Genomic DNA, 25,247 nt, shown 5'->3' on the forward strand with positions numbered 1-25,247 from the left:
CAATGCTACGCGATACCGGGTGAGAAATCTCGATTGTGCTACGAGGTTCGCTCCACCATCGTGGCTGCCATGACCACCGCCACCACCACGCCCGGCCAGGCCACCACGGCCTCGCCCGACCGGCCGCGGCGCCGCCTCGACTGGCGTCTCCGCTTCGCCGCGCTGTCCCTGATCTGGGGCTTCAGTTTCCTGCTCATCAAGGTGGGCACGCAGGGGTACGCGCCGTTCCAGGTCACGCTGGGCCGGCTGGCGTTCGGTACGGCCGTACTGGCCGTCGCGATGGCGGTGCGCCGCGAGCGGCTGCCGCGCGGGGCCCGTACCTGGGGGCATCTGACGGTCGCCGCGTTCCTGCTCAACGCCCTGCCGTTCTCGCTGTTCGCGTACGCCGAGCTGACGATCCCGTCCACCTTGGCGGGCATCTGCAACGCCACCTCGCCGCTGTGGGGCATGGCGCTGTCCCTCGTCGCCCTCTCGGAGGACCGCCCGACCCGGGTGCGGGTCGCGGGACTCGGCCTCGGCTTCCTCGGGGTGCTCACGGTGCTGGGCGCCTGGCAGGGCTTCCACGGCCAGGACGCCACCGGCACGGCACTGGCGCTGCTGGCCTCCCTCAGCTACCCGATCGGCTGGATCCACGTCCGCCGCACCCTCGCCGGCACGAGCCACTCTCACCTGTCGATGACCGGCGCGCAGTTGCTGCTCGCCACGGTCCAGCTGGCCGTCGTCACCCCGCTGTTCACCACGCCGCCCAGCGGCCTGCCCGTCGTGCCGCTGCTGGCGATCGCCGCCCTGGGCGCCCTGGGCACGGGCCTCGCCATGCTCCTCCAGTACGGCCTGGTCGCCGAGGTCGGCCCGACGACCGCCCAGATGGTGACGTACCTCGTCCCGGTCATCGCCACGGCCGCGGGCGTCGCACTCCTCGGCGAGTCGCTCACCTGGTCGACCCCGGTCGGCGCGGTGATCGTACTGACGGGCGCGGCCCTCACACAGGTCCGGCCGAAGCCCCGTGCTCAGCCGGGGCCTCAGACGTAACTGCGCGCCGGAGCCGGGCCAAGCGCCGAGGCGATCGCGTCGGCCAGTTCCTCGATCTCACCCTCCTTCCGGCCCCCGGCCCCGCTGCCGTTCCCGGCGAGGGTCGAGACGGTGACCCGGATGCCGGGCGGTGCGCTCAGCCGGAAGCGGGCGCCCGGGGCGACCGCCCAGCCGGCGTGCTGCAGCCGGGCGACGGCTCCGGTCTCGTCCGGCACGGGCACCCACACATTCATTCCGCTGCGCCCGTGTGCCGCGACGCCGCGTCGGCCGAGCGCTTCGATCAGCGCGTCCCGGCGCCGCCCGTACGACGCCGCCACCTCGCGCGGGTCCACCGCCCCGTCGGCCCACAGCCGTACGAGGGCCCGCTGCGTCAGCCGGCTCACCCAGCCCGGCCCGAGGCGCTGCCGGCCACGGACCCGGTCGACGGTGACGGCGTCACCGGTGAACAGGGCGAGGCGCAGATCGGGGCCGTAGGCCTTGGCGGCCGAGCGAACGAAGGCCCAGTGCCGGGTGACTCCGGCGAGGGGGTGGAGGGGGAGGTCGACGATGCCGTGGCCGTGGTCGTCCTCGATCAGCAAGGTCTCCGGGTGTTCCCCGAGCGCGGACCGCAGGGCACGCGCGCGTGTGGCGCTCACCGCGGCGCCGGTCGGGTTCTGCGCCCGGTCCGTGACGATCAGGGCCCGCGCCCCGGCCTCCAGCGCCCGGCGCACGTCCTCGGCGTACGGTCCGTCGTCGTCGACGCCGACGGGGACGGTCCTGAGCCCGAGCGCCGGCACGAGGTCGAGGGTGCGGCCCCAGCCGGGGTCCTCGACAGCGACGGTGTCGCCGGGCTTGAGGTGGGCCGCCAGCACGCGTTCGACACCGTCGAGTGCCCCGGAGACCACCGCGAGCGGCCCGTCCGGCACCCCGTCGGCGTCGAGGCCGGCCCGCGCGATCCGGGCCAGCTCCGGCTCCACGGGGGCCTCTCCGTAGAGCATGGGGGCGCGGTCCGCCTCGGCGGCCGCCGCCGCGAACGCGGCCGCGAGCGGCGGGAGCAACGCCGGGTCCGGATTGCCCGCGGCCACATCACGCACGCCCTCGGGGACGTCCACCCTGATCTGGTCCCGCCCGGTCGTGGCGGGCGCCGGCCGCACCCGGCTGCCCCGCCGGCCCGCGGTCTCGATGACCCCGCGCTCACGCAGGGTCCGGTACGCGGCCGCGACGGTATTGGGATTCACTCCCAGTCGCTCCGCCAACTCCCGCATGGGCGGCAGCAGTTCACCCGGCTGCAGCTCACCGGTCCCCACCGCCCGCTCGACGCTCGCGGAAATGTCCGCTGCGCGGCGCCCGCTGATCCGATACTCTCCTAGCACAAAGCAGATTATGCACTAGTGCAATGGAGAGCGCCAATGCAGGGGACGACCCGGACGCCGTCGCAGCCCGCCACCGCCTACACCCCGACCGACCGCACCGTCCCCACGCGCTCCCCGGACCGGGCCTCGTACGACAGGGACCTGGTGCACTCGATACTCGACGAGGCCTACGTCTGCCACCTCGGGTTCGTCCGGGACGGCGCGCCGGTCGTGCTGCCCACGTTGTTCGCCCGAGTCGGCGAGCGTCTCTACGTGCACGGCTCGACGGGCTCGCGCCCGCTGCGGGCCGCCGGTCAGGCGGACCCGGGCCTCCCGGTCTGCCTGACCGTCACGCACGTCGACGGACTGGTACTGGCCCGCTCGGCCTTCCACCACTCGATCAACTACCGCTCCGTGGTGGTGCACGGCGTCGCCCACGACGTGACGGACCCCGAGGAGAAGCGGCAGGCCCTGGACGCCCTGGTCGACCAGGTCGTCTCGGGCCGCGCCGCCGACTCCCGCCCGGCCAACAAGAAGGAACTGGCCGCCACCGCCGTGCTCCGCCTGGACCTGGCCGAGGTCTCCGCCAAGCTCCGCACGGGCGGAGTGAACGACGAACCGGAGGACCTCGCCCTTCCGCACTGGGCCGGAGTGGTCCCGGTCGCGAAGACCTACGGCACGCCGATTCCCGACCCGGGCCTGGCACCGGGCACAGAGCTGCCCGAGTACCTGCTTTAGGTGCGCGGGGATCTGCGCGACGAGCCACAGATCACCCGCACCCGCCGATCACACCTGCACCTCCGGCTCCACCCGCGCACCCCTCGCCTCGCACAGAGGAGGCCACGCGGGCGGGCCGGAGGCGGAAGAACCAGCGTCGAAGGCGTGACGGTCCCTAGGCGGCCGTGCCGGGCGTGGACAACTCCCGTTCCGGGCCGCCGCCGGCCACCGGCCGTTCGGAGCCCTTCGCGGGCGTCGAGGACTGCGCGATGAACGCGCCCAGCAACACGACGGCACCACCGGCGATCTGCGGCGCCGACAGGTGCTCGCCGAGCAGGACCCAGGCCAGGACGGTCGCGATGACCGCTTCGAGACAGGCCACGACACCGGCGACCTGCGGGGAGAGCCGGCGCACGGAGACGACGCCGGTGACGTACGCGACGACCGTGGCGACCAGGACGATCCAGGCCAGCAGGACGACGGCGGCGACGGGTGTGCCGTCCATGTACGCGGTGCCCGTGAGCACGGACCGTTCCATGGTCCAGGGCCTGGCGACGACGGTCAGCACGGCCGCGCCGACGAGCAGGCCGTAGGCGATGACGCCGAGCGGGTCGGGCGCCTCGTCTCCGGCGTCGCTGCCCTGGTCGGAGAGGACGAAGTAGCCGACCTGGCAGCAGGCCGCGCCGAGCGCGAGCAGCAGCCCCAGGACGTCGAAGCCGAGGCCCGACCACACCTCGACGACACACGCGAGCCCTCCGACCGCGAGGACGACACCGACCGCGGCGGCACGTGTCACCGGCCGCCGCTGCACGAACCGCACCCAGCCGAGCACGAGCGCGGGCGCCAGGTACTCGATGAGCAGCGCCACACCGACGGGGATGCGGGAGAGCGCGGCGAAGTAGCAGGCCTGGACGCCGGCGACGGCCAGCAGCCCGAATCCGGCGAGGAGTCCGGGGCGGCGGCGCAGCAGCGCGCGGTGGCGCACGGCGAGCGGCAGCATCACCACGGCGGCCCCGGTCACCCGCAGCCACACCACGTGCAGCGGGTCGAGGCCCGCTTCGATCAGCGGCTTGGCCGCGACTCCGGATCCGCCGAAGGCGACCGCGGACAACAGCGCGAGGCCGAGCCCCATGCCCCTGCCGCGCCTGCTCGGACTGGTCTCAGAGGTACGCACCGGCACATGATGACAGGCCATGACAGGAGCGTCACCCCTCATGGCACCTGTCTCACTGCCTGGACGGGCGACCACCCGGGTCGGGGCCGGTCAGGGTGCGGCTTCGGAGCCTCCGGCCCGCTCCCCGGACCGGCCGTCGAGCCGGGCGAGCACCTCGTGCGGGTCGATCCCGGCGCGCGCGAGCACCTCGACCGCGCGTGCCTGCGAGTCCACGACGATCGCCGCGAGCAGGTCGACTCCACGGGCGGGTCCGCCGCGACGGGCGGCGAGCTCGCAGGCGTACTCCATCGATGCCGCGGCCAGCGGCGAGAAACCCGCGCACTCCGCCACCAGGGGGACGGCGCCGGAGTCCTCGACGCCGCTCTGCCACCGCAGGCCGTAGCCGATACTGCGCTGGACGAGATATCCGAGCAGTCGCGCGATGCGCGGCCCCTCACCGAAGACGGCACGCGCCTCGGGGTCGGACTCCAGCAGGGAGTGGAGCAGATGGGCGGTGTCGATCTGCCGGTCCCCGTCCCTGACCGCCCGGCGACGGGCACCGCCGATCACCGACGCCAGCTCGCCACTGAGCCTGGCATCGTTCTCCGCGCGGTGGATGCCGTGCTCAGGGGCCGACTGTCTGGGGATACGGGATTGCACATCCCCTACCCCACCAGTCCCGCGAGCCCGGGTCATCCCCGATGGGGAGCATTTTCGCGTCCCACGGGAAGTGGACTCCTCCGGCCGGAATCTCCTCCTTACGGAGGACATCAGGCTGTTGTGCCCGCCGACCCCACCACGCCTGACTGTTCGTCAGTATTGAACATTGCGACCGGCGCGGCTACGTTCCGCGACACCCGACTCGATGAGGTGGTCGCATGACCGTAGTCAGCGCGGAGGCACGTATCGGGGCGCCGGCCGAGAAAGTGTGGACCAGGCTCACGGACTGGTCCGCGTACGGCGAGTGGAACGCGACCCACACCGGCTTTCCGTCGGGCGGCCCCAAGAGTCTGGAGGTGGGCGCGACCTTCCAGGAGAACATGCGGCTGATGAACTTCCCGGCCGAGGTGGAGTGGACCGTCGAGGAACTCGAACCGGCCCGGGTGCTCGCCATCCGCGGCCAGGGCCCGATGGGCGTGACCGTCGCGACGCGCTACACCCTGACGCCCGACGGCGGCGCGACGACGGTCCGCATCGACGGCGAGTTCACGGGTGCGGCCGTGTCGTTGATGGCGGGGAAGCTCCGGGACTCGGCCACGGCGGCCCTGAACGAGTCGCTGCGCAAGCTGGCCGGGCTGGTGACCTGACACCCCGGCACGAGGAAGCGCCCCCCGGATCGCTCCAGGGGGCGCCTGCGCCGTGAAAAGCCGTCCCTCAGTCCTCGTCGGCGAGGATCAGGTAGAGCTTCTTGCGGGCTTCGTTGATGACGCCGAGCGCCTTCTCCTTCTGCTCCTTGCTGCCGGTCTTCCAGACCTGCCCGAAGGCCTCCATCAGCCCGAAGCCGGCCTGCCGGATCTCGCCGAGTGCCTCCCAGTCGACCCCGCGGGAGGCCTCCTCCCAGGGCGCCTCGGGCCCCTCCTCGGCCGCCGTGCGGCCCGCCTCGGTGAGCGAGAACAGCTTCTTGCCGCCCTCGGACTCGCTGATGATCAGGCCCTCGTCCTCCAGCAGCTGCAGGGTGGGGTACACCGAACCCGGGCTGGGCTTCCACGCCCCGCCGCTGCGCTCGGCGATCTCCTGGATCATCTCGTAGCCGTGCATGGGCCGGTCCTTCAGCAGGGCGAGGATCGAGGCCCGCACGTCACCGCGCCGCGCCCTCCCCCTGGGCCCCCCGCGCCCTCGTCCGCCCCAGGGGCCGGGGCCGAAGCCCGGACCACCGGGCCCTCCCCAGCCGGGACCGCCAGGACCGCCGGGCCCGAACGGACCGAAGGCCGCGCGCAGCCCCTCGAAGCCGCCCCGGCCGTGACGCGGTCCGCCGTGGCCATGGCCGTGCTCGTATCCGTGGGTACGCATCGCAACCACTCTCCATTCCATCGTTGATCTGTCGCGATGCCTCAACGATATATCGGTAGCGTTCTTATGGCAAGGCCCTTCCGGCCGCGCGGATTCCGAAGGAGGCGGATTCAGCGCGTGTCGCGAATCCCGAGAATGTACGTGGCGGTCAGTGCGACGACGCGGTCCTCGTCCTGGGCCAGATCCGCGAGGGCACGGGACGCCGTGCGTCCGGGGATGTCCGCGAGCGCCTGGGTCAGCCGTCGGCGCGTGGACGGTCCGACGGTGCCGTGGTCCAGGCGGTCGACGAGCCCGGTGGCGATCCGGTCCGCCGACACGGGGTCACTCGCCAGCACGCTCAGCGCATCGGCCGCGTCGACGTCGTTCGTCGCCTCGACGACCATGTCGATGAGCGTCGGGACCGCCTCGGCCACTCCCCGTGCCCCGAGTTCCAGTGCCGCGTATCCGCGGACCACGACGTCGGGATGCGCGAGAGCGTCCCGCAGCAGTGCGGTCGCGCCGCCGTCCGGCATCTCGACGAGGGACTGGACGGCACGCTTCCGGACCTCGGCCACGGGTGAGCCGAGGCCCTCCGCGAGCAGGGCCGATCCGCCGTCGCCCGATTGCGCCAGAGCCCATCGAAGGGCTCCGGCGACGTTCGGGTCCGTCTCGCTCAACGCTGCCTCGACCAGGGCTTCCACCGGCCACGGAACCTCTTCGACCGAGGACAGGGCGGCGCGTTGGCGTGTCCCGGCGCTCTTCGATCCCAACGCGTGGAGGAGACCGACGACCTGGAGGACGTCCGCCCAGCCGGCGGGTTCCGCGGCATCGATCCGACGGAGGCGTGTGAGCAGCTCCGTCTCCCGCGCGATGCGCTCGCGCGTCCGGTGGAGGAGGTCGTCGACGAGCTCCGAGGGCCGGAAGCCGGGATCGTCCAGCGCGCGCCCCACCTCACGCAGCGACAGCCCCAGTGAGCGCAGGCTCTCGATATGGAAGATTTGCCGGATGTCCTCGCCGGAGTACGCGCGATAGCCGGCGTCGGTACGGCCCGTCGGCCGCACCAGGCCGAGCGACTCGTAGTGCCTGAGCATGCGGGCGCTGACCCCGGACCGCCGTGCCACCTCACCGATCAGCACTGCCCGTCATCCCTCCTGGCCGGTCGGGCCGAGGGCCACGACACGCTTCGCCTCCTCGATGGCGAACCCGAATCCGGCATCCGGGTCGCGCCACAGCCGCTCCGTGGCGATCGCGTGCTGACGTACACGAGGGTCGGGATCCGTCATCGCGGCCCGCAGAGCCGGCACGACCGCCTCTCCGAGCGCGAGCAACGCCCGGCTGAGGCTCAGTCGCGTCTCCCGCTCGCCGCGTCCGAGCTGTGCCGCCAGCGCTCCGGCCAGCCCGGGTTCCTCCCCTTCGGGCACGAGGACGACCGCCGCCCGCCAGGCGCTCCGCGCCACCTCGTCGTCGGGGTCGGCCAGCAGCGCCCGGGTGATCGCCGGCCACGCCCGCCGGTCCCCGATCTTGGACAGCGTGTGCAGCGCCTGGCTTCGTGCCCGCGGACCCTGCGCGCGGAGTTCGTCGACGAGCCTGGGGACGGTTGCGGACGACGAGTGGCGGGTGAGCGCCCACGTGAGCATCTCGCGCACGTGGAACTCGGGCTCGGTCGCGCATCGTTCGACGAGCTTGTCGACGAACCGGGGATCCGGGGCCGTGCCGATCGCCAGCGCCGCCCGCAGGCGGAGCGACGAGTCGCCGTTCTCCAGCTCCCGGAGCGCTCTCGTCGTGCTCGTGCCCTCTGTCGGCATGGTCATCGGGACCACCTCCTCGGCCACAGTGAAGACCTTGTCACCGTGTCAAGGTCAAGGTGAGGCCAGGACTCGTGAATTGGCCTTGGTCCACGGCCTGGACGGACCTCTAGCGTCGGGGCATGCGGATTCGAATCGTCGACGCCTTCACCGACCGCCCCTTCACCGGCAACCCTGCCGGGGTCATGCTCCTGAACGACGCGGACACCTTCCCGGACGACAGCCGGCTGCAGAACATCGCCCTGGAGGTCAACCACGCCGAGACGGCCTTCGCCCATCCCCTCCCCGAGGGCGGCGAGGCCGACTGGGCGCTGCGCTGGTTCACACCGGCCGCCGAGGTCGCGATGTGCGGCCACGCGACCCTCGCCACCGCCCATGTCCTGCACACCACCGGCGTCCACGAGGGGCCGGTGCGGTTCGCGACCCGCAGCGGTGTCCTCGTCGCCGAGCCCGCCGCCGACGGCTCCATCACGCTGGACTTCCCGACGGCTCCGCTCACCCGGGTCGACCCGCCCCGCGGCCTCGCCGAGGCCCTGGGAGCCGAGCCGCTGACGGTCCTCGACACCGGACCGAACGTCGGCGATCTGCTCGTCGAGATCGCCGACGAGAAGACGGTGCACGGCCTCGGCCCCGATCACAAGGCCCTCGCCGCCCACTCCGCACGCGGCGTCATCGCCACGGCCCGCGCGGAAGACCCGGACCAGGGCTACGACTTCGTCTCGCGCTGCTTCTTCCCGAACATCGGCATCGACGAGGACCCGGTGACGGGCAGCGCCCACACCGCGCTCGCCCCGTTCTGGTCCGAGCGCCTGGGCCACCCCGTCCTCACCGGCCTCCAGGCCTCACGCCGCTCCGGCCTCATGCGCACGGAACTGCGCGGCGACCGCACCCTGCTGACGGGCAGGGCGGTCACGGTCATCGAGGGCGAGCTGCTGGCCTGAGACGACGGGGCTGTATGAAACGAGGGGCCGCGTGAACAAAACGAGGGGCGTACGACACCGCCGTACGCCCCTCCCCCGGTCTTTCACGCCGTCGGGAGCCACCCGACCTTGCCCGCCAGCAGCGCGTACCCGACGAACGCCCCGATGTCGAGCAGCGAGTGGGCCACCACGAGAGGACCGACCCGGCCCCAGCGGCGGTACAGGCAGACGAAGACGACGCCCATGGCCAGGTTCCCCACGAAGCCGCCGATGCCCTGGTAGAGGTGGTACGAGCCGCGCAGCACCGAGCTGCCGACCAGCGCGGCCGTCGGAGTCCAGCCCAGCTGCCCGAGGCGGCGCAGCAGATAGCCGACGACGATCACTTCCTCCAGCACCGCGTTCTGGATCGCGGAGAGGATCAGCACCGGATACTTCCACCACACCGCGGGCAGTGCCTCCGGCACCACGGTGAGGTTGAAGCCGAGGCCGCGGGCCGCCAGGTAGAAGGCGATCCCGGTGCTGCCGATGACCGCCGCGATCGCCGCGCCGCGGCCGAGGTCGGGCCACGGGCGGGTGCGGTCGAAGCCGATGGTGCGCAGACTCGCGCGCTCGCGCAGCAGGAAGTGCGCCACGAGCGCCACGGGCACGAGCGCCGTGGTGATCCCGAAGAGCTGCCAGGCGAGGTCGAGCCAGGGACGGCCGGGAGCGGCCGAGGCGTTCATCGTGGCCGCCTGGTCCTTGAGCCCACCGGGCTTGGTGACCGAGCCGATGAAGCTGATCAGGGCGGAGACCCCGCTCGCCCCCAGCGAGAGCGCCAGCACGAGAAGGGTCTCGTTGCGGAGCATCCGTCGCGAGAGCCCCTGCTGGGGAATGGAATCGTCGGCCACCGGGCCCGCCTCCGCCTGCACACCTGCCTCCGCTTCACCGACCAGTCGAGAACGATCTCTCGAACACGACCTGTCGGCAACGATCCGCCGACAACGATCTGTCGGATCAGTATGAAGGCAGCAGGATGTCACCCCGGCGGCGCGTCAGCCCAGCGGCACCGGCTCCGGCAGGCCCACCGGCCAGGTGTGGACCGGATCCCCCTGGTGCATCAGCTCGCGGTAGCGGCGAGTGGTGGCGGCCAGCGCGGCCTCCCGCGTGTGGCCCGCGTCCAGCGCCTTGTGGAAGGTCGCGGCCTGCCAGCTCGCCCCGTTCACCCGGCGCCGGCACCGTTCCTCGATCACGCCCAGGTACAGATCGCGGTCGGCCGGCTCGACACCCCACGCGTCCAGCCCGGCCTCGGCGAGCGGCAGCAGTTCGTCCCGTACGAGGCTCACCGCGTCGACCTGCGTGGTGCCGCCGTAGCGACCGCGCCGGGGCCAGGTGAAGCGGGCGTCGATGCCGTCCTTGCAGGCGGCGTCGAAGTTGGCGGCGGCCGCCTCGAACGGCAGCCGGGTCCACACCGGCCGGGGCTCCTCGGCGAGGGCGCGGACGACACCGTAGAAGAACGCGGCGTTGGCGACGACGTCGGTGACGGTGGGCCCGGCCGGCAGGACGCGGTTCTCCACGCGCAGGTGCGGGACGCCGTCGGCGATTCCGTAGACCGGGCGGTTCCAGCGGTAGATCGTGCCGTTGTGCAGGACGAGTTCGGCGAGCGAGGGCGTGCCCCCCTGGTCGAGCACCGCGAGCGGGTCCTCGTCGTCGCAGATCGGCAGGAGGGCCGGGTAGTAGCGGAGGTTCTCCTCGAAGAGGTCGTACGCCGAGGTGACCCAGCGCTCGCCGAACCAGGTGCGCGGCCGGACGCCCTGGGCCTGGAGTTCGGGCGGGCGGGTGTCGGTGGACTGCTGGAACAACGGGGGCCGCGACTCGCGCCACAGCTCGCGGCCGAACAGGAAGGGCGAGTTGGCGCCGACGGCGATCTGCGCGGCGGCGACCGCCTGGGCCGCGTTCCACACATCGGCGAACCGCCCCGGCGTGACCTGGAGGTGCAGTTGCACGGAGGTGCAGGCGGCTTCCGGCGCGATGGACTTCGAGGTGCAGGTGAGGTGCTCCACGCCGTCGATGTCGAGGGTGAACTCCTCACCCCGGGCGGCCACGATCTGGTCGTTGAGGAGGGTGTAGCGGTCGACGTCGGAGAGGTTCGACGACACCAGGTCGTCCCGGTCGAGGGTCGGCAGAATGCCGATCATCACGATTCCGGCGTCGACCTCTCCCGCTTTTCGGTCAGCATATGCCAGTGACGTGCGGAGTTCCTCCCCGAGGCGGTCGAATACCCGGCCACCCAGGCGGTGTGGAGGAATGTTCACTTCCAGGTTGAACATGGCGAGTTCTGTTTGGAAGTCGCGACTCGCGATACGTTCCAGGACTTGCGCATTCAACATTCTCGGCATGCCGTCGGCGCCCGCGAGATTCAATTCGATCTCCAGCCCCATGAGGTTCTTGGGGCGATCGAACCGCTTCTCCGCCAGGAGCCGCTCCAAGCCCGTCAGACACCGACGGAGCTTGTCGCGGTAGCGCTGGCGATCGGACAGGTCGAACCGCCCTGCCACGACCTTCTCCCCCATCGAAGCGTCCCTCCTCGGATGATGCGGGCCTCAAGATCCGGCCGCCGGGGTCACGGTCAGGTGGAGGATGCCCAGCGAAAGCGATCGATAACGTCCCGGAGGGGTCCGCCGACCGCTACGCTGGTCGCGTGTGACCAGTGGCACATTCAATCGGCATGGCGCACAGGACAGGTTTGGGCGTCCGCTCGATGTCCGCGAACTCGTGAAAAACGCCGACGAGAATGGGCCGACCGCTTCGCGGACATTCACCGAGGTCATCACCTCACACCCCCGCCAGGAATCGGGATAATTCTCGCGTATCGCCGACCGAATGTACCCTTGTTCTACTCACCGGAAACGGCTAGGTGAAACCCAGTCTGATCCCGTGTCGTATAAACTCCGCGAACAAGGCAGAAGGTTGGCGCCCACGGTCGATGGGTCCTGCCGTCGAGTCGATGTTCGGCGGACCCCACCCCCCTCTCGCTCATGAGACCCGGCCCTGCCTCTGCCGACCCCTCGTGAGCAGACAGCGCCGTCCGCCCCCGCCCTCGTGCCACCGTGCCTTTGAATGAGAGGCGACCCACCATGCCGCTGCATGTCCCCCCGGCTCCCGCGCCCGCACACCGTTCCGTCCTGACCGCGCTCTCCTCGCCCACCGCGGTCCGGGAAGCCCGAACCCCCTCCCTGCTCCGCGCCCAGGGACCTGTCGCAGCCGAGCTTCCGCTGCCCGTCCACGTACTCGACCGGGTCACGGCCGAGGGGGTGTCGGCCACCCGGCTGGCCGGGTGGCGCTTCCTCATCCGCTCCGGCGAGCGCGCCGTGGCCGCGGCGGAGACCATGCTGACCCCCGACGGCTGGGCCTTCTCCCACTTCTTCGAAGGCCCGTACATCACCTCCACCGAGCGCGCCCTGCGCCAGGCCGAGACGATGCCGCAGCCGTACCAGCCCCGCCTGCTGTCGGTGCCCGGCCTGTACATGCTGACGCTCTGGCTGCACGAGGACTGCACCGCGGACGGTGCCGCCGGCCACCCCGCCGCCACCGATCTGCTCGTCCCGCTGGCACCCGCGCCTCCCGGCATCGCGGCACACCGCCCGCACCGCGTCGCCGAACTCCTCCCGGTACTGACCCACCGTGCGACTCCCACACGCCTGCTCGGCTCACCCGCCTGAAACGCACCGCTTGAAGCGCACTGCCTGAAACGCCTCACCTGAAACGCCTCGCCTGATTCTCCCCGCGTGAAGCCTCCCGCACCCTGTCGCCGAATTCCCGGCGACAGGGTGCGGGCACTTTATCGCTCGTACGAGCGCCTAATAGCTCGTACGAGCCGGAAATGGCCCCCGACCCGACGTGACTAGCCCTATCCGGCCACTGCGAACCACCCGAAGTGACAGTCCAGTTGGGATGAACCGTCCGCGCGGGTGATGCGTCCTGAATCTGTGAGAAGCGGTGCCGCGAAATCCCTGCGGAATGACGCCCGTGGGGCAACACTGGGTTCCGACCACTTATCACGGGGGGGGGCGGCCATGAACGACACTTCTAGCCGCGGAACAGACACGACGACCGACTCAGCCGACTCAGCCACCTCATCCATGACGACAGAGCGAAAGATCCCACCCATGTGCCAGCACCAGACACCGTGCCCGTCAGCCGAATCCGCCGACCGGGAGTCCGCCCGTCTCGTGGCGCACCACCCGGAGCAGGGGTGGAGCCTGCTGTGCAACGGCGTGGTGCTCTTCGAGGACACCGGTGAGCTGCTGCCCGACGGCCGGATCATCGCCCCGCACCGTCCACTGGCCGGCAGCCAGGTGATGACGGCTGCCTGAGGGCCGCCGGGTGGGGTGACGCCCGCCCGCAGAGATGAGGGGCCGGCGCAGGACACCCTGCGACCCGGCCCCGACGCATGTCCGGGGGTCGTCACTCCTCGTCATCACCCGCGACTTCTCCGTCCCCGGCTCGTGCGCCTTCCCACGGCTGCCCGTTTTCCGGAAGACTCCTGGAAGTTTCGCGGTCACCCGTCGACGGAGGTGGGGCAAGTGGCAGCACGTGAGGCCGACGCCGAGGGCAAGGTCACGATCACGGAGATCGCCCGGCAGGCCGGCGTCTCCGTGCCGACCGTGTCCCGGGTCGTCAACGGCCGGTCCGACGTGTCACCCAAGACCCGGGCCCGGGTCGAGGAACTGCTGCGCCGGCACGGCTACCGCAAGCGCCCGGCGGCTCCGGGCACCCGTGCGGCCCTGCTCGACCTGGTCTTCAACGACCTCGACAGTCCCTGGGCCGTGGAGATCCTCCGCGGGGTGGAGGAGGTCGCGCACGCGGCGGGGGTCGGCACGGTGGTGTCGGCCATCCACGGGCGGTCGGGCGACGCCCGCGAGTGGATGCGCAACCTCCGGGCCCGTGCCTCCGACGGCGTCATCCTCGTCACCTCGGCGCTGGAGCCGACGCTCCACGATGAGCTGCGGATCCTCGGCGTCCCGCTGGTCGTCGTCGACCCGGCGGGCTCCCCCGCCCTGGACGCACCCACGATCGGCGCCGCGAACTGGTCGGGCGGCATGGCCGCCACCGAGCATCTGCTCTCCCTCGGCCACCGCCGGATCGGCCTGATCGCCGGCCCGCCGCGCCTGCTGTGCTCCCGGGCCCGGCTGGACGGCTACCGAGCGGCCCTCGAAGGCGCCGGTGTCGCGACGGACACGTCCCTCGTCGTCCCCGGCGACTTCCGCCCCGAGTCCGGCTTCACCGCCTGCACCACCCTGCTCGACCTGCCAGAGCCGCCGACCGCCGTGTTCGCGGCCAGCGACCAGATGGCACTCGGCGCGATCGAGGCCCTGCGGCGGCGCGGGCTGCGGGTGCCGCAGGACATGAGCGTGGTCGGTTTCGACGACCTTCCGGAAGTCCGCTGGTCGTCTCCCCCACTGACCACGATCCGCCAGCCCCTCGCCGACATGGGCAAACTCGCCGCCCGCACGGCCCTCCGCCTGACCCGCGACGAGCAACCGGACTCGCCCCGGGTGGAGCTGGGGACGGACCTGGTGGTGCGGGCGAGTACGGCTCCTCCGGCCGGGAGGGGCTGACGGCCCCGCGCCGCCTACCTCCCCCCGAGCGCCTCACGCAGCGCGAAGTACGCCGGCTTCGGCCTGAGCTGCTCGTCCCACGGAAGGGCCGCGCCCTGGCCCGGGAAGAACGCGGGGATCCACGAGTACTTGTCCGTGTAGTCCCAGAGGGTGACTCCGACGCACCGGCGTACCGCCAGGCACGCCTCGGTCAGGTCCCGGTACCACTCCGCCTGCTGGGCCAGCTTCTCCTCCGTCGCGGGCAGAATCATCCGTACGTCGACCTCGGTGAGCGAGGTGTCGAGGCCCAGCCGGGAGAAGCGCCGGAGGTTGTCCTCCAGAGTGGTGGGATAGCCGTACTGGAGGGCGAGGTGGGCCTGGAGGCCGATGCCGTGCAGGGGGACGCCCTCGGCCTTCAGCTCCTTGGCCAGCTTGTAGTACGCGTCGCTCTTCGGGCCGATCCCCTCGATGTTGTAGTCGTTGAGGTACAGCTTCACGCGCGGATCGGCCTGGTGCGCCCAGCGCAGCGCGTCGGCGATGTACCCGGGCCCGAGCGTCTTGTAGAAGACCGACTCCCGGTACGTACCGTCCTCGTTGAACGCCTCGTTGACGACGTCCCAGGCGAACACCTTGCCCCGGTAGTGCCGGACCTCCGCCTGCACATGCTTCTTCAGCACGGCCCTCAGCTCCGGCGCCGTCCATTCCCGCCCCGTGAGCCACCCGGGCAACTGGCTGTGCCAGACCAGGGTGTGGCCGCGCACCTTCTGCCGGTTGGCACGGGCGAGGTTCACGATCTCGTCGCCCTTGGAGAAGTCGAACACGCCCTGCTGCGGCTCGGTCGCGTACCACTTCATGCCGTTGCCGGGCGTGATCTGGTCGAACTCGCTGCCGAGCAGCGCCTTGTACGGCGCGTCGACGAGCTCGGGATTGTCGGTCGCGCTCCCGAAGTAGCGGCCGTGGCGCTGGGCGAGGTCCGCGAGGGTGGGTTCCTTGCCGTGCTCCTCGCCGGCCTGTGCCGCCGGGCCGGCGGCGACGCCTCCGGCCACCAGCACGGCGGCCAGCGCCCCGGCGAGTCTGAGCCGTATGGCGGTCCTGCGCATGGTCGACTCCTCACGATTCGCGATCCGTTCGGATCGGATCAGGTGGGTGGGTGAGCCGTACGTCCGCGGCGCGTCAGCCTTTCGTGGCGCCCGCGGTGAGGCCGCCGACGAGCTGACGCTCGGCGACCGAGTAGAAGGCCAGGGCCGGGACCATCGCCAGCACCAGATAGGCGAAGACCTTGGCGTACTCCGCGGAGTACTGCCCCTGGAACTGCTGCACTCCGATCGGCAGCGTCCACCACTGCGCGTCGGTGAACACCAGCAGCGGCAGGAAGAAGTTGTTCCAGCTGGTGACGACGGCCAGCACCGAGACCGTGCCGAGCGCGGGCCGCGCCATGGGCAGCAGTACCCGCCAGAAGAAGCCGAACGAGCTGCACCCGTCGAGCGTGGCCGCCTCCTCCAGCTCACCGGGGATCTGCCGGAAGAAGCCCCGCAGGATGATGATGGTCATCGGCAGCCCGAAGGCCGCCTGCGGGAGGATCACGCCGAGCGGGTTGTCCAGCAGTCCGAGGGAGCGCAGCAGCAGGAACAGCGGCAGGGCCGCCACCGCGAACGGGAACATCAGCCCCATCGTGAAGAGCGTGAACAGCGCCTCCCGGCCGCGGAAGGCGAACCGCGCGAAGGAGAAGGCCGACAGGGCCGAGACCGCGACGACCAGGACGGTCGTGCCGACCGCGATCAGCGTGCTGTTGGCGATGAGCCGCCAGAAGTCACCCGAACCGAGGATCTGCGTGTAGTTGGAGGTCACCCACGACTCGGGCATACCGACCGGGTTGCGGGACAGCTCGTCGGTGGACTTGAAGCCGGAGAGCGCGGCGTAGACCAGGGGGACGGCCATGACCGCGCCGACGGCGACCAGGACGAGGTGCAGCGGAAGGTTCCGGCCGCTCTTCTGACGGGATGTCATTTTCCGTCCCCCCGCATGGTCGTGGTGGCCCCTTCCAGATCGCGCCGGAGCACGAACCGCTGGTAGGCGAGGGCGAAGACGAGGCTGATGCCGAACATGACCACGCTGATCGCGCTGGCGTAGCCGACCTGGTACCGCTTGAAGCCGTACTGGAACATGGTCACGGCCATGGTCTCGGAGTGGTGGTCGGGACCGCCCGCGGTGGTCACCCACACCAGGTCGAAGAGCTGGATGGACCCGATGACCGACAGGAAGACGCTGATGCGCAGAGTGGGCGCGAGCAGCGGCAGCGTCACGTTGCGGAAGCGCTGCCAGGGACCGGCCCCGTCGATGAGCGCCGCCTCGGTCAGCTCCCTGGGGACGGCCTGGAGTCCGGCCAGGTACAGCATCATGTGGAAGCCGAAGTACTTCCAGGTCATGACCAGGAACAGGGTCGCCATGACCATGGACGGGTCGGCGAACCACTCCCCGCCGACCCCCTCCAGCCCGATCCTGCCGAGGAGCTGGTCGGCGAAGCCGTCGTCCGGGGCGAAGATCATGCCGAACAGGATTCCGGTGATCGCCTCGGACAGGACGTACGGCGCGAAGAACAGCATCCGGTACACCGCCCGGCCGCGCATGCGCTGGTTGAGCAGGACGGCCATGGCGAGCGCGAACGGCAGCTGAAGGACGAGCGACAGCACCACGAGAACCAGACAGCGCCACAGGTCGCCCAGGAAAACCTCGTCCTGGAAGAGCCGGGTGAAGTTCTCGCCGCCGACGTAGTCGGAGGGCATGCCGAAGCCGCCCCAGCGGAAGAACGCGGCGTACAGGGCGAAGAGCATCGGCAGCAGCACGAGCCCCATGAACAGCACCAGGGCGGGCAGCTGGAAGCCGGTCGCGGTCAGCCAGTTCAGCGCGCGTCGCCTGGCCCGGCTCCGGGGCCGGTCCGCGGCCGGTGGCGGAGGGCCGGCGTCGGGGCCGGTCCGTCGGTCCGGCAGGAACGTGGAGGTCATCGCCGGCTACTGCTCTTCCTTCGCGGTCCTGGTGATCGACTGGGCGACCTGACCGGGGGACTTGGAACCCGCGATGAGTGCGGCGACGCTGTCGTTGACCTCCTGGCCGACGGCGGGCGCGTAGGCCTGGTCGAGGTAGAGCTGGAAGCCGGTGGCCTTCTTCAGCTGCTCCTGTACGGCCTTGATGTTGGGGTCGGCGATGGCGCTCTCGGCCGCCGGGACCACGGGGAGGACACCGGTCTTCTTGACCAGTTCCAGGTCGGTGGCCTCGGAGGCGAAGAACTTCAGGAAGTCGACGGCCGCCTGCGGGGCGCCCCTGCGCACGGCGTGCCCGCCGCCTCCGCCGAACACCTCGGTGCGGGCGCCCTTGCCGCCCTCGACCGCGGGGAACGGGAAGAAGCCGAGGTCCTTGCCGAGCCCCTTGCCCGCGTCGGCCTGCACCACGGGGGCCCACTGGCCCATCAGCTCCATGGCGGCCTTGCCGTTGCCGACGGTGGCGGCCTGGCCGGTGGGCGAGGAGTAGGCGGCGCCGAGATAGCCCTTCTGGAACGGCCGCAGGCTGACGAGTTCGTCGAGGTGCCCGCCCGCCTCGACGAAGGGGGCGCCGGTGAAGTCCTTGGCGTCGTAGGCCTTCTGCAGCGCGTCGGCGCCGGCGGTGCGCATCGCGAGGTAGGCCCAGTAGTACATGCCGGGCCACTTCTCCTTGCCGGCCAGGGCGAGCGGCGTGACCTCGGCGGACTTCAGCTTCCGCACGGCGTCGAGGAAGCCGCTCCACGTGGTCGGGGGCGCACTGATGCCGGCCTTCTCGAAGAGCGCCCTGTTGTACCAGAAGCCGATCATGCCGATGTCGAACGGGATGCCGTAGACCCGCTCGTCGAGCAGGTACGGCTCCCTGGCGACCGGGAGCAGGGCGTCGCCCCACGGCTTGGTGCTGTCCGTGAGGTCCTCGACGAGTCCGGCGTCGACCTGCTGCTTCAGGACTCCGCCGCCCCAGGTGTGGAAGACGTCGGGCAGCTTCCCTGAGGAGGTCAGGGCCGTCATCTTCGACTTGTAGGCGTCGTTCTCCAGCTGAACGATCTTTATCTTGACCTTGGGGTTCTGCGCCTCGAACTTGCGGGCGAGCGCGGCCCAGACGCTCTTGGTCGGCTCGGTGGTGGAGATGTTCCACCATTCGATCGTGGTCGTCCCGGACGACCCTCCGTCCGAGTCTCCGCCGCATGCGGTCAGTGCCGTCATCCCCAGACCGGCCGCGGCGGAGGCCGCCAGGAAGCCGCGGCGGGACAGTGCCGGGTCGCCCATCATGCTCCTCGAAAGTTTCGGATGAACTTCAGAAAGATGCGTCGTTGCCGCACCCTAGAGACAGCCCCCAAAGGGTGACAACCCCTCGTGCACGGTGAATCACTCCGCAAGACGAGCGCATGAGGCGGGGACGAAACATTCGAGCTACCTAACGAACCTTACGGAGTTCATCCGACCGGCGATCACACAGGGTGTTCAGCTGCGGGCCCGCCTCGGACACCCGCCGTCGCACGGATGGACCGCTCGACAGCCGTCCCACCCGCCCTCAGCTCACGTTTCACACCCCTGGCACCCCGGCTGGAGGCGTCCGAAGCCGAGTCTTAACGGAAGCTTGACGCGCTCAGCCCGCTCATCCACGGGCCACGACGTCACGCTCCGCTTACGCTGAGCGGGCCGTCCAGTGATGGCCGGAAATACCCTGCGCCGCCTCTCGGGAGCACCCTGCATGGCCACCACTGAGCATCTGCCGGCGAGCCGTACGGAGCCCACCCCACCCAGTCGCCTGCGTGCCTGGATGCTGGAGGGCCTGTCCGACATGGGCAAGGGCGGCGGCCACACCGGACCCCACGCCGAACCGGAGCCCCCGCACAAGGGCCAGCCCTGGTGGCGGGTCATGTGTCTGACCGGCGTCGACTACTTCTCCACCCTCGGCTACCAGCCGGGCATCGCGGCCCTCGCCGCCGGACTGCTCTCCCCGGTCGCGACGATCGTGCTGGTGATCGTCACGCTGGCGGGGGCCCTGCCGGTCTACCGCCGGGTGGCCGAGGAGAGCCCCCACGGCGAGGGCTCGATCGCGATGCTGGAGCGGCTGCTCTCCTTCTGGCAGGGCAAGCTGTTCGTGCTGACCCTGCTGGGCTTCGCCGCCACCGACTTCCTGATCACCATCACCCTGTCGGCCGCCGACGCCTCCACCCACCTGGTGGAGAACCCGCACCTGAACAGCGCCCTGCACGACAAGCAGTTGCTCATCACCCTGATCCTGGTCGCGCTGCTCGGCGCGGTGTTCCTCAAGGGCTTCCTGGAGGCCATCGGGGTCGCGGTCGCCCTGGTGGGCGCCTACCTCGCGCTGAACGCGGTCGTGGTGGTCGTCGGCCTCTACCACGTGGCCACCGCCGGGCACGTGGTCACCGACTGGTCCAGCGCCCTCACCACCCAGCACAGCAACATATTCGTCATGATCGGCGTCGCCCTGCTCGTCTTCCCGAAGCTGGCCCTCGGCCTGTCCGGGTTCGAGACCGGCGTCGCCGTGATGCCGCACGTCAAGGGCGACGAAGGCGACACGGAAGAGCACCCGAAGGGTCGCATCCGGGACACGAAGAAGCTGCTCACCACGGCCGCTCTCATCATGAGCGTCTTCCTGATCACCACCAGCTTCATCACCACACTCCTCATCCCCGAGAAGGAGTTCGAGCCGGGCGGTCAGGCCAACGGACGCGCACTGGCCTATCTGGCCCACGATTACCTGGGCAACGCCTTCGGCACCGTCTACGACGTCTCGACGATCGCCATCCTGTGGTTCGCCGGGGCCTCCGCGATGGCCGGCCTGCTCAACCTGATGCCGCGCTACCTCCCCCGCTACGGGATGGCCCCGCACTGGGCCCGCGCCGTGCGCCCGATGGTCATCGTCTTCACCCTGATCGCCTTCCTGGTCACCTGGATCTTCGACGCCGATGTCGACGCGCAGGGCGGCGCCTACGCCACCGGTGTACTGGTCCTCATCAGCTCCGCCGCGATCGCGGTGACCATCGCCGCCCGCAAGGCCCGGCAGCGGAACTGGACCATCGGCTTCGCGGTCATCTCAGCGGTGTTCCTCTACACGACCGTGCTCAACGTCATCGAGCGCCCGGACGGCGTGAAGATCGGTGCCTGCTTCATCGCCGGGATCATCCTGGTCTCCCTGCTGTCGCGGCTGGCCCGGGCGTTCGAGCTGCGCGTGACCAGCGTGTCGCTGGACAGCATGGCGGAACGTTTCGTCCGTGACATGGCCAGCCGCAGGATGCGGTTCATCGCCAACGAGCCCGACCGGCGCGACATCGCGGAGTACCGGGACAAGATCGAACAGATCCGGCAGGACAACGACGTGCCCGGGCAGGAGGATTTCGTCTTCGTCGAGGTGACGGTCACGGACCCGTCGGAGTTCGAGGCCGGCCTGACCGTACGCGGCGAGGTGCTGCACGGCCGCTACCGCGTGCTGACCCTGGAGTCCTCCTCCGTCCCCAACGCGCTGGCCGCCCTGCTGCTGCACGCCCGCGACCTGACCGGCTGCACGCCGCACATCTACTTCGAGTGGACCGAGGGCGGACCCTTCACCAACCTCCTGCGGTTCTTCCTGTTCGGCCAGGGCGAGGTCGCCCCGGTGACCCGCGAGATCCTCCGCGAGGCGGAACGCGACCGGAGGCGGCGGCCGCGGGTGCACGTCGGCTGACCGGCCGACAGGCGCGTCGGCTCCAGCTCCCGGCCGGGTCACCGGCTTCAGGGCACCGCCGCCCGTCTCCAGGTCGACGTGCAGGGTGTCCTGGGTGATCACCGCTTCGGTGAAGTCGAGCGTCACCTCACCGAACGACGAGCGGATCTCCAGGCGCCGAGGCACCACCCAGGCGTAGCGCGCCGGGTCGAGGCCCCCTGCTGCTCGATCCGGACGAGCTCTTCGCCCACGACGGGGCACCCGCCCACGACCTCGGGCGATCCCCCGGTTCGCGAGAACTCTCCCGCCCCCTTTCGTGACCGGCATGCAGTCCTACACGATCGGCCCGGCAGCACGACTGCTCGGCGTGAGCCCGGGCACCGCCCGGCGCTGGGCGGACGCGGGCCGCGTCACCACCCACCGCGACGAGGCCGGTCGACGGCTCGTCGACGGACGGGACCTGCCGCCTTCTCGGTCGAACTCGCCGGGTCCGGCACCGCCGAAAGGGACGCCCCCTATACCTCGGCCCGCAACAACTGGGCCTGGAGGTGGGCATGGAGGCGACGGCCCGCGTGAAATCGACGAACGTCCACATCGACCACGTCTGATCCCCCTACGAACGCACATCACACCCGTCAGTCCGGTCACCGCCGCCCCTCCCTGGCGACGTCATCGCACTGCTCGCCCCCAAACGGCGCGGGCAAGACCACCGCCCTGCGCGCGCTCGCGGACCTCGCGCCGCTCACGTCGGGCCGTCCGGCACTGGACGGCACGCGGCTGGACCGTCCCCCGCCCGAGTCCCGTCCGGTGGGCGTCGTCTTCCAGGACAGACACACGGCGACCAGATTCGCGCCGACCTCACCACGGTCTCCGCGTCCGAACTCGATCTGCACCCCGGATCACCGTGGAGGGCAGCGAACTGGCGGCGGCGATCACCAAGGACGCCGCAGAGGACCTCCGCCCGTCGCCCGGAACCCAGGTCGTCGCCCTGATCAAGTCGACCGAGGTGTCACTCGCCCCCGCACGACGGAGAGCCCCCGCACGACGGAGGGGCCCCGCGTGGCGGAGCCCCTCCCTCTGACCTGCCGGTCGATCAGTCCTCGTACGCGTCCAGCGGCGGGCAGGAGCAGACCAGGTTCCGGTCACCGAAGGCCTGGTCGATGCGCCGCACCGGCGGCCAGTACTTGTCGGAGGCCGCGACTCCGGCCGGGAAGACGGCCTCCTCACGGCTGTAGGCGTGCTCCCACTCCCCGGCGAGCGCGCCGGCGGTGTGCGGGGCGCCCCGCAGCGGGTTGTCGTCCGCGGGCCACTCACCGGAGCCGACCTTCTCGATCTCCGCGCGGATGGCGATCATCGCCTCGCAGAACCGGTCCAGCTCGGCCAGGTCCTCCGACTCGGTCGGCTCGATCATCAGCGTCCCGGCCACCGGGAACGACATCGTCGGCGCGTGGAAGCCGTAGTCGATCAGCCGCTTGGCCACGTCGTCGACGCTCACGCCGGTCGCCTTGGTCAGCGGCCGCAGGTCGATGATGCACTCGTGCGCGACGAGCCCGCCCGGGCCGGTGTAGAGCACCGGGTAGTGCGGCTCAAGCCGCTTGGCGATGTAGTTGGCGCTGAGCACCGCCACCTGCGTGGCCCGCTTCAGCCCCTCGCCGCCCATCAGCCGGACGTACGCCCACGAGATCGGCAGGATGCCGGCCGAGCCCCACGGCGCCGCGGAGATGGGGCCGACCCCGGTCTCCGGGCCCGCCTCGGGCTGCAGCGGATGGTTCGGCAGATACGGCGCGAGGTGCTCGCGCACCGCCACCGGACCTACGCCGGGCCCGCCACCGCCGTGCGGGATGCAGAAGGTCTTGTGCAGGTTCAGATGCGACACGTCCCCGCCGAAGTGCCCCGGCTTGGCGAGCCCCACGAGCGCGTTGAGGTTGGCCCCGTCGACGTAGACCTGCCCGCCCGCCTCGTGCACCTGCGCGCAGATCTCGGAGACGTGCTCCTCGAACACGCCGTGCGTGGACGGGTAGGTGATCATCAGCACGGCCAGCTCGTCACGGTGCTGCTCGATCTTCGCCCGCAGGTCCTCGACGTCGATCTCGCCGTCCTCGGCGGTCCTGACGACGACGACCTTCATACCCGCCATCACCGCGCTCGCGGCGTTGGTGCCGTGCGCGGACGAGGGGATCAGGCACACGGTCCGCTGCTCGTCCCCGTTGGCCCGGTGGTACCCACGGACAGCGAGCAGACCGGCGAGCTCACCCTGCGACCCGGCGTTCGGCTGGAGGGACACCTTGTCGTACCCGGTGACCTCGGCGAGGCGTTCCTCCAGCTCGTGGATGAGCGTGAGGTAGCCCTCCGCCTGCGCCGCGGGCGCGAAGGGGTGCAGCTGCCCGAACTCGGGCCAGGTGACCGGCTCCATCTCCGTGGTCGCGTTGAGCTTCATGGTGCAGGAGCCCAGCGGGATCATGCCGCGGTCGAGCGCATAGTCACGGTCGGCCAGCCGGCGCAGGTAGCGCAGCATGGCGGTCTCGGAGCGGTACTGGTGGAAGACCGGGTGGGTCATGTACTCGTCGGACCTCAGCAGGGCACCCGGAAGCCCGTCCTCCGTGGCGGCGTCCAGCGCCTCGACGACGCCCTCGACCCCGAACGCGGCCCAGACGGCACGCAGCTGGGCCCGCGTCGTGGTCTCGTCGCAGGAGATCGAGACGTGGTCGGCGTCGACGAGACGGAGGTTGACCCCGTTCCGCTCCGCGGCGGCCACGACCTCGGCGGCCCGGCCCTCGACGCGCGCGGTCAGGGTGTCGAAGTAGGCCCCGTGCACGACCTCGACACCACCGTTCACGAGCCCGGCGGCGAGGACCGTGGCATACCGGTGGGTGCGCCGCGCGATGCTCTTCAGGCCCTCCGGCCCGTGGTAGACGGCGTACATACCGGCCATCACGGCGAGCAGCACCTGAGCCGTACAGATGTTACTGGTGGCCTTCTCACGACGGATGTGCTGCTCACGCGTCTGCAGCGCCAGCCGGTAGGCCTTGTTCCCGTCGGCGTCCACGGACACGCCGACGAGCCGCCCGGGCAGGCTGCGCGCCATCTTCTCCCCGACGGCCATGTAACCGGCGTGCGGTCCGCCGAAGCCCATCGGCACGCCGAACCGCTGCGTCGTCCCGACCGCGATGTCCGCGCCGAGCTCACCGGGCGACTTCAGCAGGGTGAGCGCGAGCAGATCGGCGGCGACGGTGACCAGTGCCCCGAGTCCGTGCGCCTGGTCGATGACCGGCTTGATGTCCCGTACGGCTCCGGAGGCGCCCGGGTACTGGATCAGCACGCCGTTGATCTCGCGCTCGGCGACCTCGGCGGGGATGCCGTCACTCAGGTCGGCGACGACGACCTCGACTCCGGTCGGCTCGGCCCGGGTCTCGATCACGGCGATGGTCTGCGGCAGCGCGTCCGCGTCGACCAGGAACAGGCCCTTCTTGTTCTTGCCCAGCCGCCGCGACAGCGCCATGGCCTCGGCCGCCGCGGTGCCCTCGTCGAGCAGGGAGGCGCCGGAGGTCGGCAGTCCGGTCAGGTCGGCGACCATGGTCTGGAAGTTGAGCAGCGCCTCGAGCCGGCCCTGCGAGATCTCCGGCTGGTACGGCGTGTAGGCCGTGTACCAGGACGGGTTCTCCATGACGTTGCGCATGACGACCGGCGGCGTGAACGTGCCGTAGTAGCCGAGCCCGATCATGGAGCCGAGGACCTGGTTCCGGTCGGCGAGGGAGCGCAGCTCGGCGATCACCTCGGCCTCGCTGCGTGCGCCCGGCAGGTCCAGCGCCTCGGCGCTCTTGATCACGGCCGGGACGGCGGCGACCGTGAGCTCGTCCAGCGAGCCGTAGCCGACGTGCGCGAGCATCTTGGCGCACGCCTCGTGGTCGGGGCCGATGTGGCGCTGCTCGAAGGGGACTGCCTCTTCGAGTTCGGAGAGCGGAATGCGATGGGCGGTCATATGCGGAGGCCTCCTGGTCTGACACGACCTTCGAGGGGCACCA

21 protein-coding genes and 3 pseudogenes are annotated in these 25,247 nt (G+C 70.9%); 11 read left to right on the plus strand and 13 right to left on the minus strand.

The window, feature by feature from the left end; translation table 11 throughout:
- Window positions 1-69: 69 nt before the first annotated feature.
- On the plus strand, window positions 70-1,029 hold the full coding sequence (locus ACFZBT_RS26030; protein WP_391107801.1) for an EamA family transporter: 960 nt from the start codon (window positions 70-72) through the stop codon (window positions 1,027-1,029).
- Here ACFZBT_RS26030 and ACFZBT_RS26035 read toward each other — a convergent pair.
- Window positions 1,020-2,381, minus strand: coding sequence for an aminotransferase class I/II-fold pyridoxal phosphate-dependent enzyme (locus ACFZBT_RS26035; RefSeq protein WP_391107804.1), 1,362 nt, complete (start codon window positions 2,379-2,381; stop codon window positions 1,020-1,022). The genes ACFZBT_RS26030 and ACFZBT_RS26035 overlap by 10 nt on opposite strands.
- A gap of 36 nt (window positions 2,382-2,417) precedes the next feature.
- Between ACFZBT_RS26035 and ACFZBT_RS26040 the strand changes: the two genes are divergently transcribed.
- Window positions 2,418-3,098: a pyridoxamine 5'-phosphate oxidase family protein gene (locus ACFZBT_RS26040; RefSeq protein ID WP_391107807.1), complete on the plus strand. Its 681-nt coding sequence runs from the start codon at window positions 2,418-2,420 to the stop codon at window positions 3,096-3,098.
- Between the two features lie 154 nt (window positions 3,099-3,252).
- Here ACFZBT_RS26040 and ACFZBT_RS26045 read toward each other — a convergent pair whose 3' ends face one another.
- Window positions 3,253-4,272, minus strand: coding sequence for an EamA family transporter (locus tag ACFZBT_RS26045; protein ID WP_391107809.1), 1,020 nt, complete (start codon window positions 4,270-4,272; stop codon window positions 3,253-3,255).
- Window positions 4,273-4,341: 69 nt separating this feature from the next.
- Complete coding sequence (locus ACFZBT_RS26050) at window positions 4,342-4,890, minus strand: Clp protease N-terminal domain-containing protein (protein ID WP_391107812.1); 549 nt, start codon at window positions 4,888-4,890, stop codon at window positions 4,342-4,344.
- Between the two features lie 218 nt (window positions 4,891-5,108).
- Here ACFZBT_RS26050 and ACFZBT_RS26055 point away from each other — a divergent pair, with 218 nt between their 5' ends.
- Window positions 5,109-5,537: an SRPBCC family protein gene (locus tag ACFZBT_RS26055; protein WP_391107815.1), complete on the plus strand. Its 429-nt coding sequence runs from the start codon at window positions 5,109-5,111 to the stop codon at window positions 5,535-5,537.
- A 67-nt stretch (window positions 5,538-5,604) separates the two neighbouring features.
- On the opposite strand, the gene ACFZBT_RS26060 is transcribed toward ACFZBT_RS26055, so the two are convergent.
- The 3 genes from ACFZBT_RS26060 to ACFZBT_RS26070 form a co-directional block, all read right to left on the minus strand.
- Window positions 5,605-6,240, minus strand: a complete 636-nt coding sequence (locus tag ACFZBT_RS26060; protein WP_391107818.1) for a helix-turn-helix transcriptional regulator — start codon at window positions 6,238-6,240, stop codon at window positions 5,605-5,607.
- Window positions 6,241-6,350: 110 nt separating this feature from the next.
- Window positions 6,351-7,355, minus strand: coding sequence for a HEAT repeat domain-containing protein (locus ACFZBT_RS26065; RefSeq protein WP_391107820.1), 1,005 nt, complete (start codon window positions 7,353-7,355; stop codon window positions 6,351-6,353).
- A gap of 6 nt (window positions 7,356-7,361) precedes the next feature.
- The gene (locus ACFZBT_RS26070; protein WP_391107822.1) at window positions 7,362-8,030 is read right to left on the minus strand and encodes a HEAT repeat domain-containing protein; all 669 of its coding nucleotides are present in this window, start codon (window positions 8,028-8,030) and stop codon (window positions 7,362-7,364) included.
- A 116-nt stretch (window positions 8,031-8,146) separates the two neighbouring features.
- Here ACFZBT_RS26070 and ACFZBT_RS26075 point away from each other — a divergent pair, with 116 nt between their 5' ends.
- Window positions 8,147-8,965 carry a PhzF family phenazine biosynthesis isomerase gene (locus ACFZBT_RS26075; RefSeq protein ID WP_391107824.1) on the plus strand — a complete coding sequence of 273 codons (819 nt, stop codon included), beginning with the start codon at window positions 8,147-8,149 and terminating at the stop codon, window positions 8,963-8,965.
- 83 nt (window positions 8,966-9,048) lie between these two features.
- Here the strand turns inward: ACFZBT_RS26075 and ACFZBT_RS26080 are convergent, their stop codons facing one another.
- Both ACFZBT_RS26080 and ACFZBT_RS26085 read right to left on the minus strand, forming a co-directional pair.
- The gene (locus tag ACFZBT_RS26080; protein ID WP_391107827.1) at window positions 9,049-9,852 is read right to left on the minus strand and encodes a type II CAAX prenyl endopeptidase Rce1 family protein; all 804 of its coding nucleotides are present in this window, start codon (window positions 9,850-9,852) and stop codon (window positions 9,049-9,051) included.
- Window positions 9,853-9,975: 123 nt separating this feature from the next.
- Window positions 9,976-11,493 carry a glutamate-cysteine ligase family protein gene (locus ACFZBT_RS26085; RefSeq protein WP_391107830.1) on the minus strand — a complete coding sequence of 506 codons (1,518 nt, stop codon included), beginning with the start codon at window positions 11,491-11,493 and terminating at the stop codon, window positions 9,976-9,978.
- Between the two features lie 564 nt (window positions 11,494-12,057).
- On the opposite strand from ACFZBT_RS26085, the gene ACFZBT_RS26090 reads away from it, so the two are divergent.
- From ACFZBT_RS26090 to ACFZBT_RS26100, 3 genes are all read left to right on the plus strand, one after another.
- Window positions 12,058-12,642 (plus strand): hypothetical protein, encoded by a 585-nt coding sequence (locus ACFZBT_RS26090; RefSeq protein ID WP_391107832.1) that lies wholly within the window; start codon window positions 12,058-12,060, stop codon window positions 12,640-12,642.
- Window positions 12,643-13,089: 447 nt separating this feature from the next.
- Window positions 13,090-13,296, plus strand: coding sequence for a DUF5999 family protein (locus ACFZBT_RS26095; RefSeq protein WP_391107835.1), 207 nt, complete (start codon window positions 13,090-13,092; stop codon window positions 13,294-13,296).
- Between the two features lie 210 nt (window positions 13,297-13,506).
- On the plus strand, window positions 13,507-14,541 hold the full coding sequence (locus tag ACFZBT_RS26100) for a substrate-binding domain-containing protein (RefSeq protein WP_391107838.1): 1,035 nt from the start codon (window positions 13,507-13,509) through the stop codon (window positions 14,539-14,541).
- A gap of 14 nt (window positions 14,542-14,555) precedes the next feature.
- On the opposite strand, the gene ACFZBT_RS26105 is transcribed toward ACFZBT_RS26100, so the two are convergent.
- The 4 genes from ACFZBT_RS26105 to ACFZBT_RS26120 all read right to left on the minus strand — a co-directional run bounded on the left by ACFZBT_RS26105 (window position 14,556) and on the right by ACFZBT_RS26120 (window position 18,821).
- Window positions 14,556-15,620 (minus strand): endo-1,4-beta-xylanase, encoded by a 1,065-nt coding sequence (locus ACFZBT_RS26105; RefSeq protein WP_391107841.1) that lies wholly within the window; start codon window positions 15,618-15,620, stop codon window positions 14,556-14,558.
- A gap of 73 nt (window positions 15,621-15,693) precedes the next feature.
- Window positions 15,694-16,527 carry an ABC transporter permease subunit gene (locus ACFZBT_RS26110; RefSeq protein ID WP_391107844.1) on the minus strand — a complete coding sequence of 278 codons (834 nt, stop codon included), beginning with the start codon at window positions 16,525-16,527 and terminating at the stop codon, window positions 15,694-15,696.
- The gene (locus tag ACFZBT_RS26115; RefSeq protein ID WP_391107847.1) at window positions 16,524-17,522 is read right to left on the minus strand and encodes an ABC transporter permease subunit; all 999 of its coding nucleotides are present in this window, start codon (window positions 17,520-17,522) and stop codon (window positions 16,524-16,526) included. Before ACFZBT_RS26115 ends, ACFZBT_RS26110 begins: the two co-directional genes overlap by 4 nt.
- Before the next feature lie 6 nt (window positions 17,523-17,528).
- Complete coding sequence (locus ACFZBT_RS26120; RefSeq protein ID WP_391107891.1) at window positions 17,529-18,821, minus strand: extracellular solute-binding protein; 1,293 nt, start codon at window positions 18,819-18,821, stop codon at window positions 17,529-17,531.
- 445 nt (window positions 18,822-19,266) lie between these two features.
- On the opposite strand from ACFZBT_RS26120, the gene ACFZBT_RS26125 reads away from it, so the two are divergent.
- The 4 genes and pseudogenes from ACFZBT_RS26125 to ACFZBT_RS26140 all read left to right on the plus strand — a co-directional run.
- Entirely contained in the window at window positions 19,267-21,246 is a 1,980-nt protein-coding gene (locus tag ACFZBT_RS26125) for an amino acid transporter (RefSeq protein WP_391107849.1), read from the plus strand.
- 304 nt (window positions 21,247-21,550) lie between these two features.
- A pseudogene (locus ACFZBT_RS26130) lies at window positions 21,551-21,833 on the plus strand (MerR family DNA-binding transcriptional regulator).
- Window positions 21,834-21,884: 51 nt separating this feature from the next.
- Window positions 21,885-22,053: pseudogene (locus ACFZBT_RS26135) on the plus strand (ATP-binding cassette domain-containing protein); the annotation flags it as partial.
- A gap of 79 nt (window positions 22,054-22,132) precedes the next feature.
- Window positions 22,133-22,306 (plus strand): annotated as a pseudogene (locus ACFZBT_RS26140) (TOBE domain-containing protein); the annotation flags it as partial.
- Between the two features lie 12 nt (window positions 22,307-22,318).
- Here ACFZBT_RS26140 and gcvP read toward each other — a convergent pair.
- Entirely contained in the window at window positions 22,319-25,204 is a 2,886-nt protein-coding gene (gene gcvP / locus ACFZBT_RS26145; protein ID WP_391107852.1) for an aminomethyl-transferring glycine dehydrogenase, read from the minus strand.
- Between the last annotated feature and the right edge of the window lie 43 nt (window positions 25,205-25,247).

The organism is Streptomyces sp. NPDC008137 (genome assembly GCF_042957035.1).
In the GTDB taxonomy this organism is placed as follows: domain Bacteria; phylum Actinomycetota; class Actinomycetes; order Streptomycetales; family Streptomycetaceae; genus Streptomyces.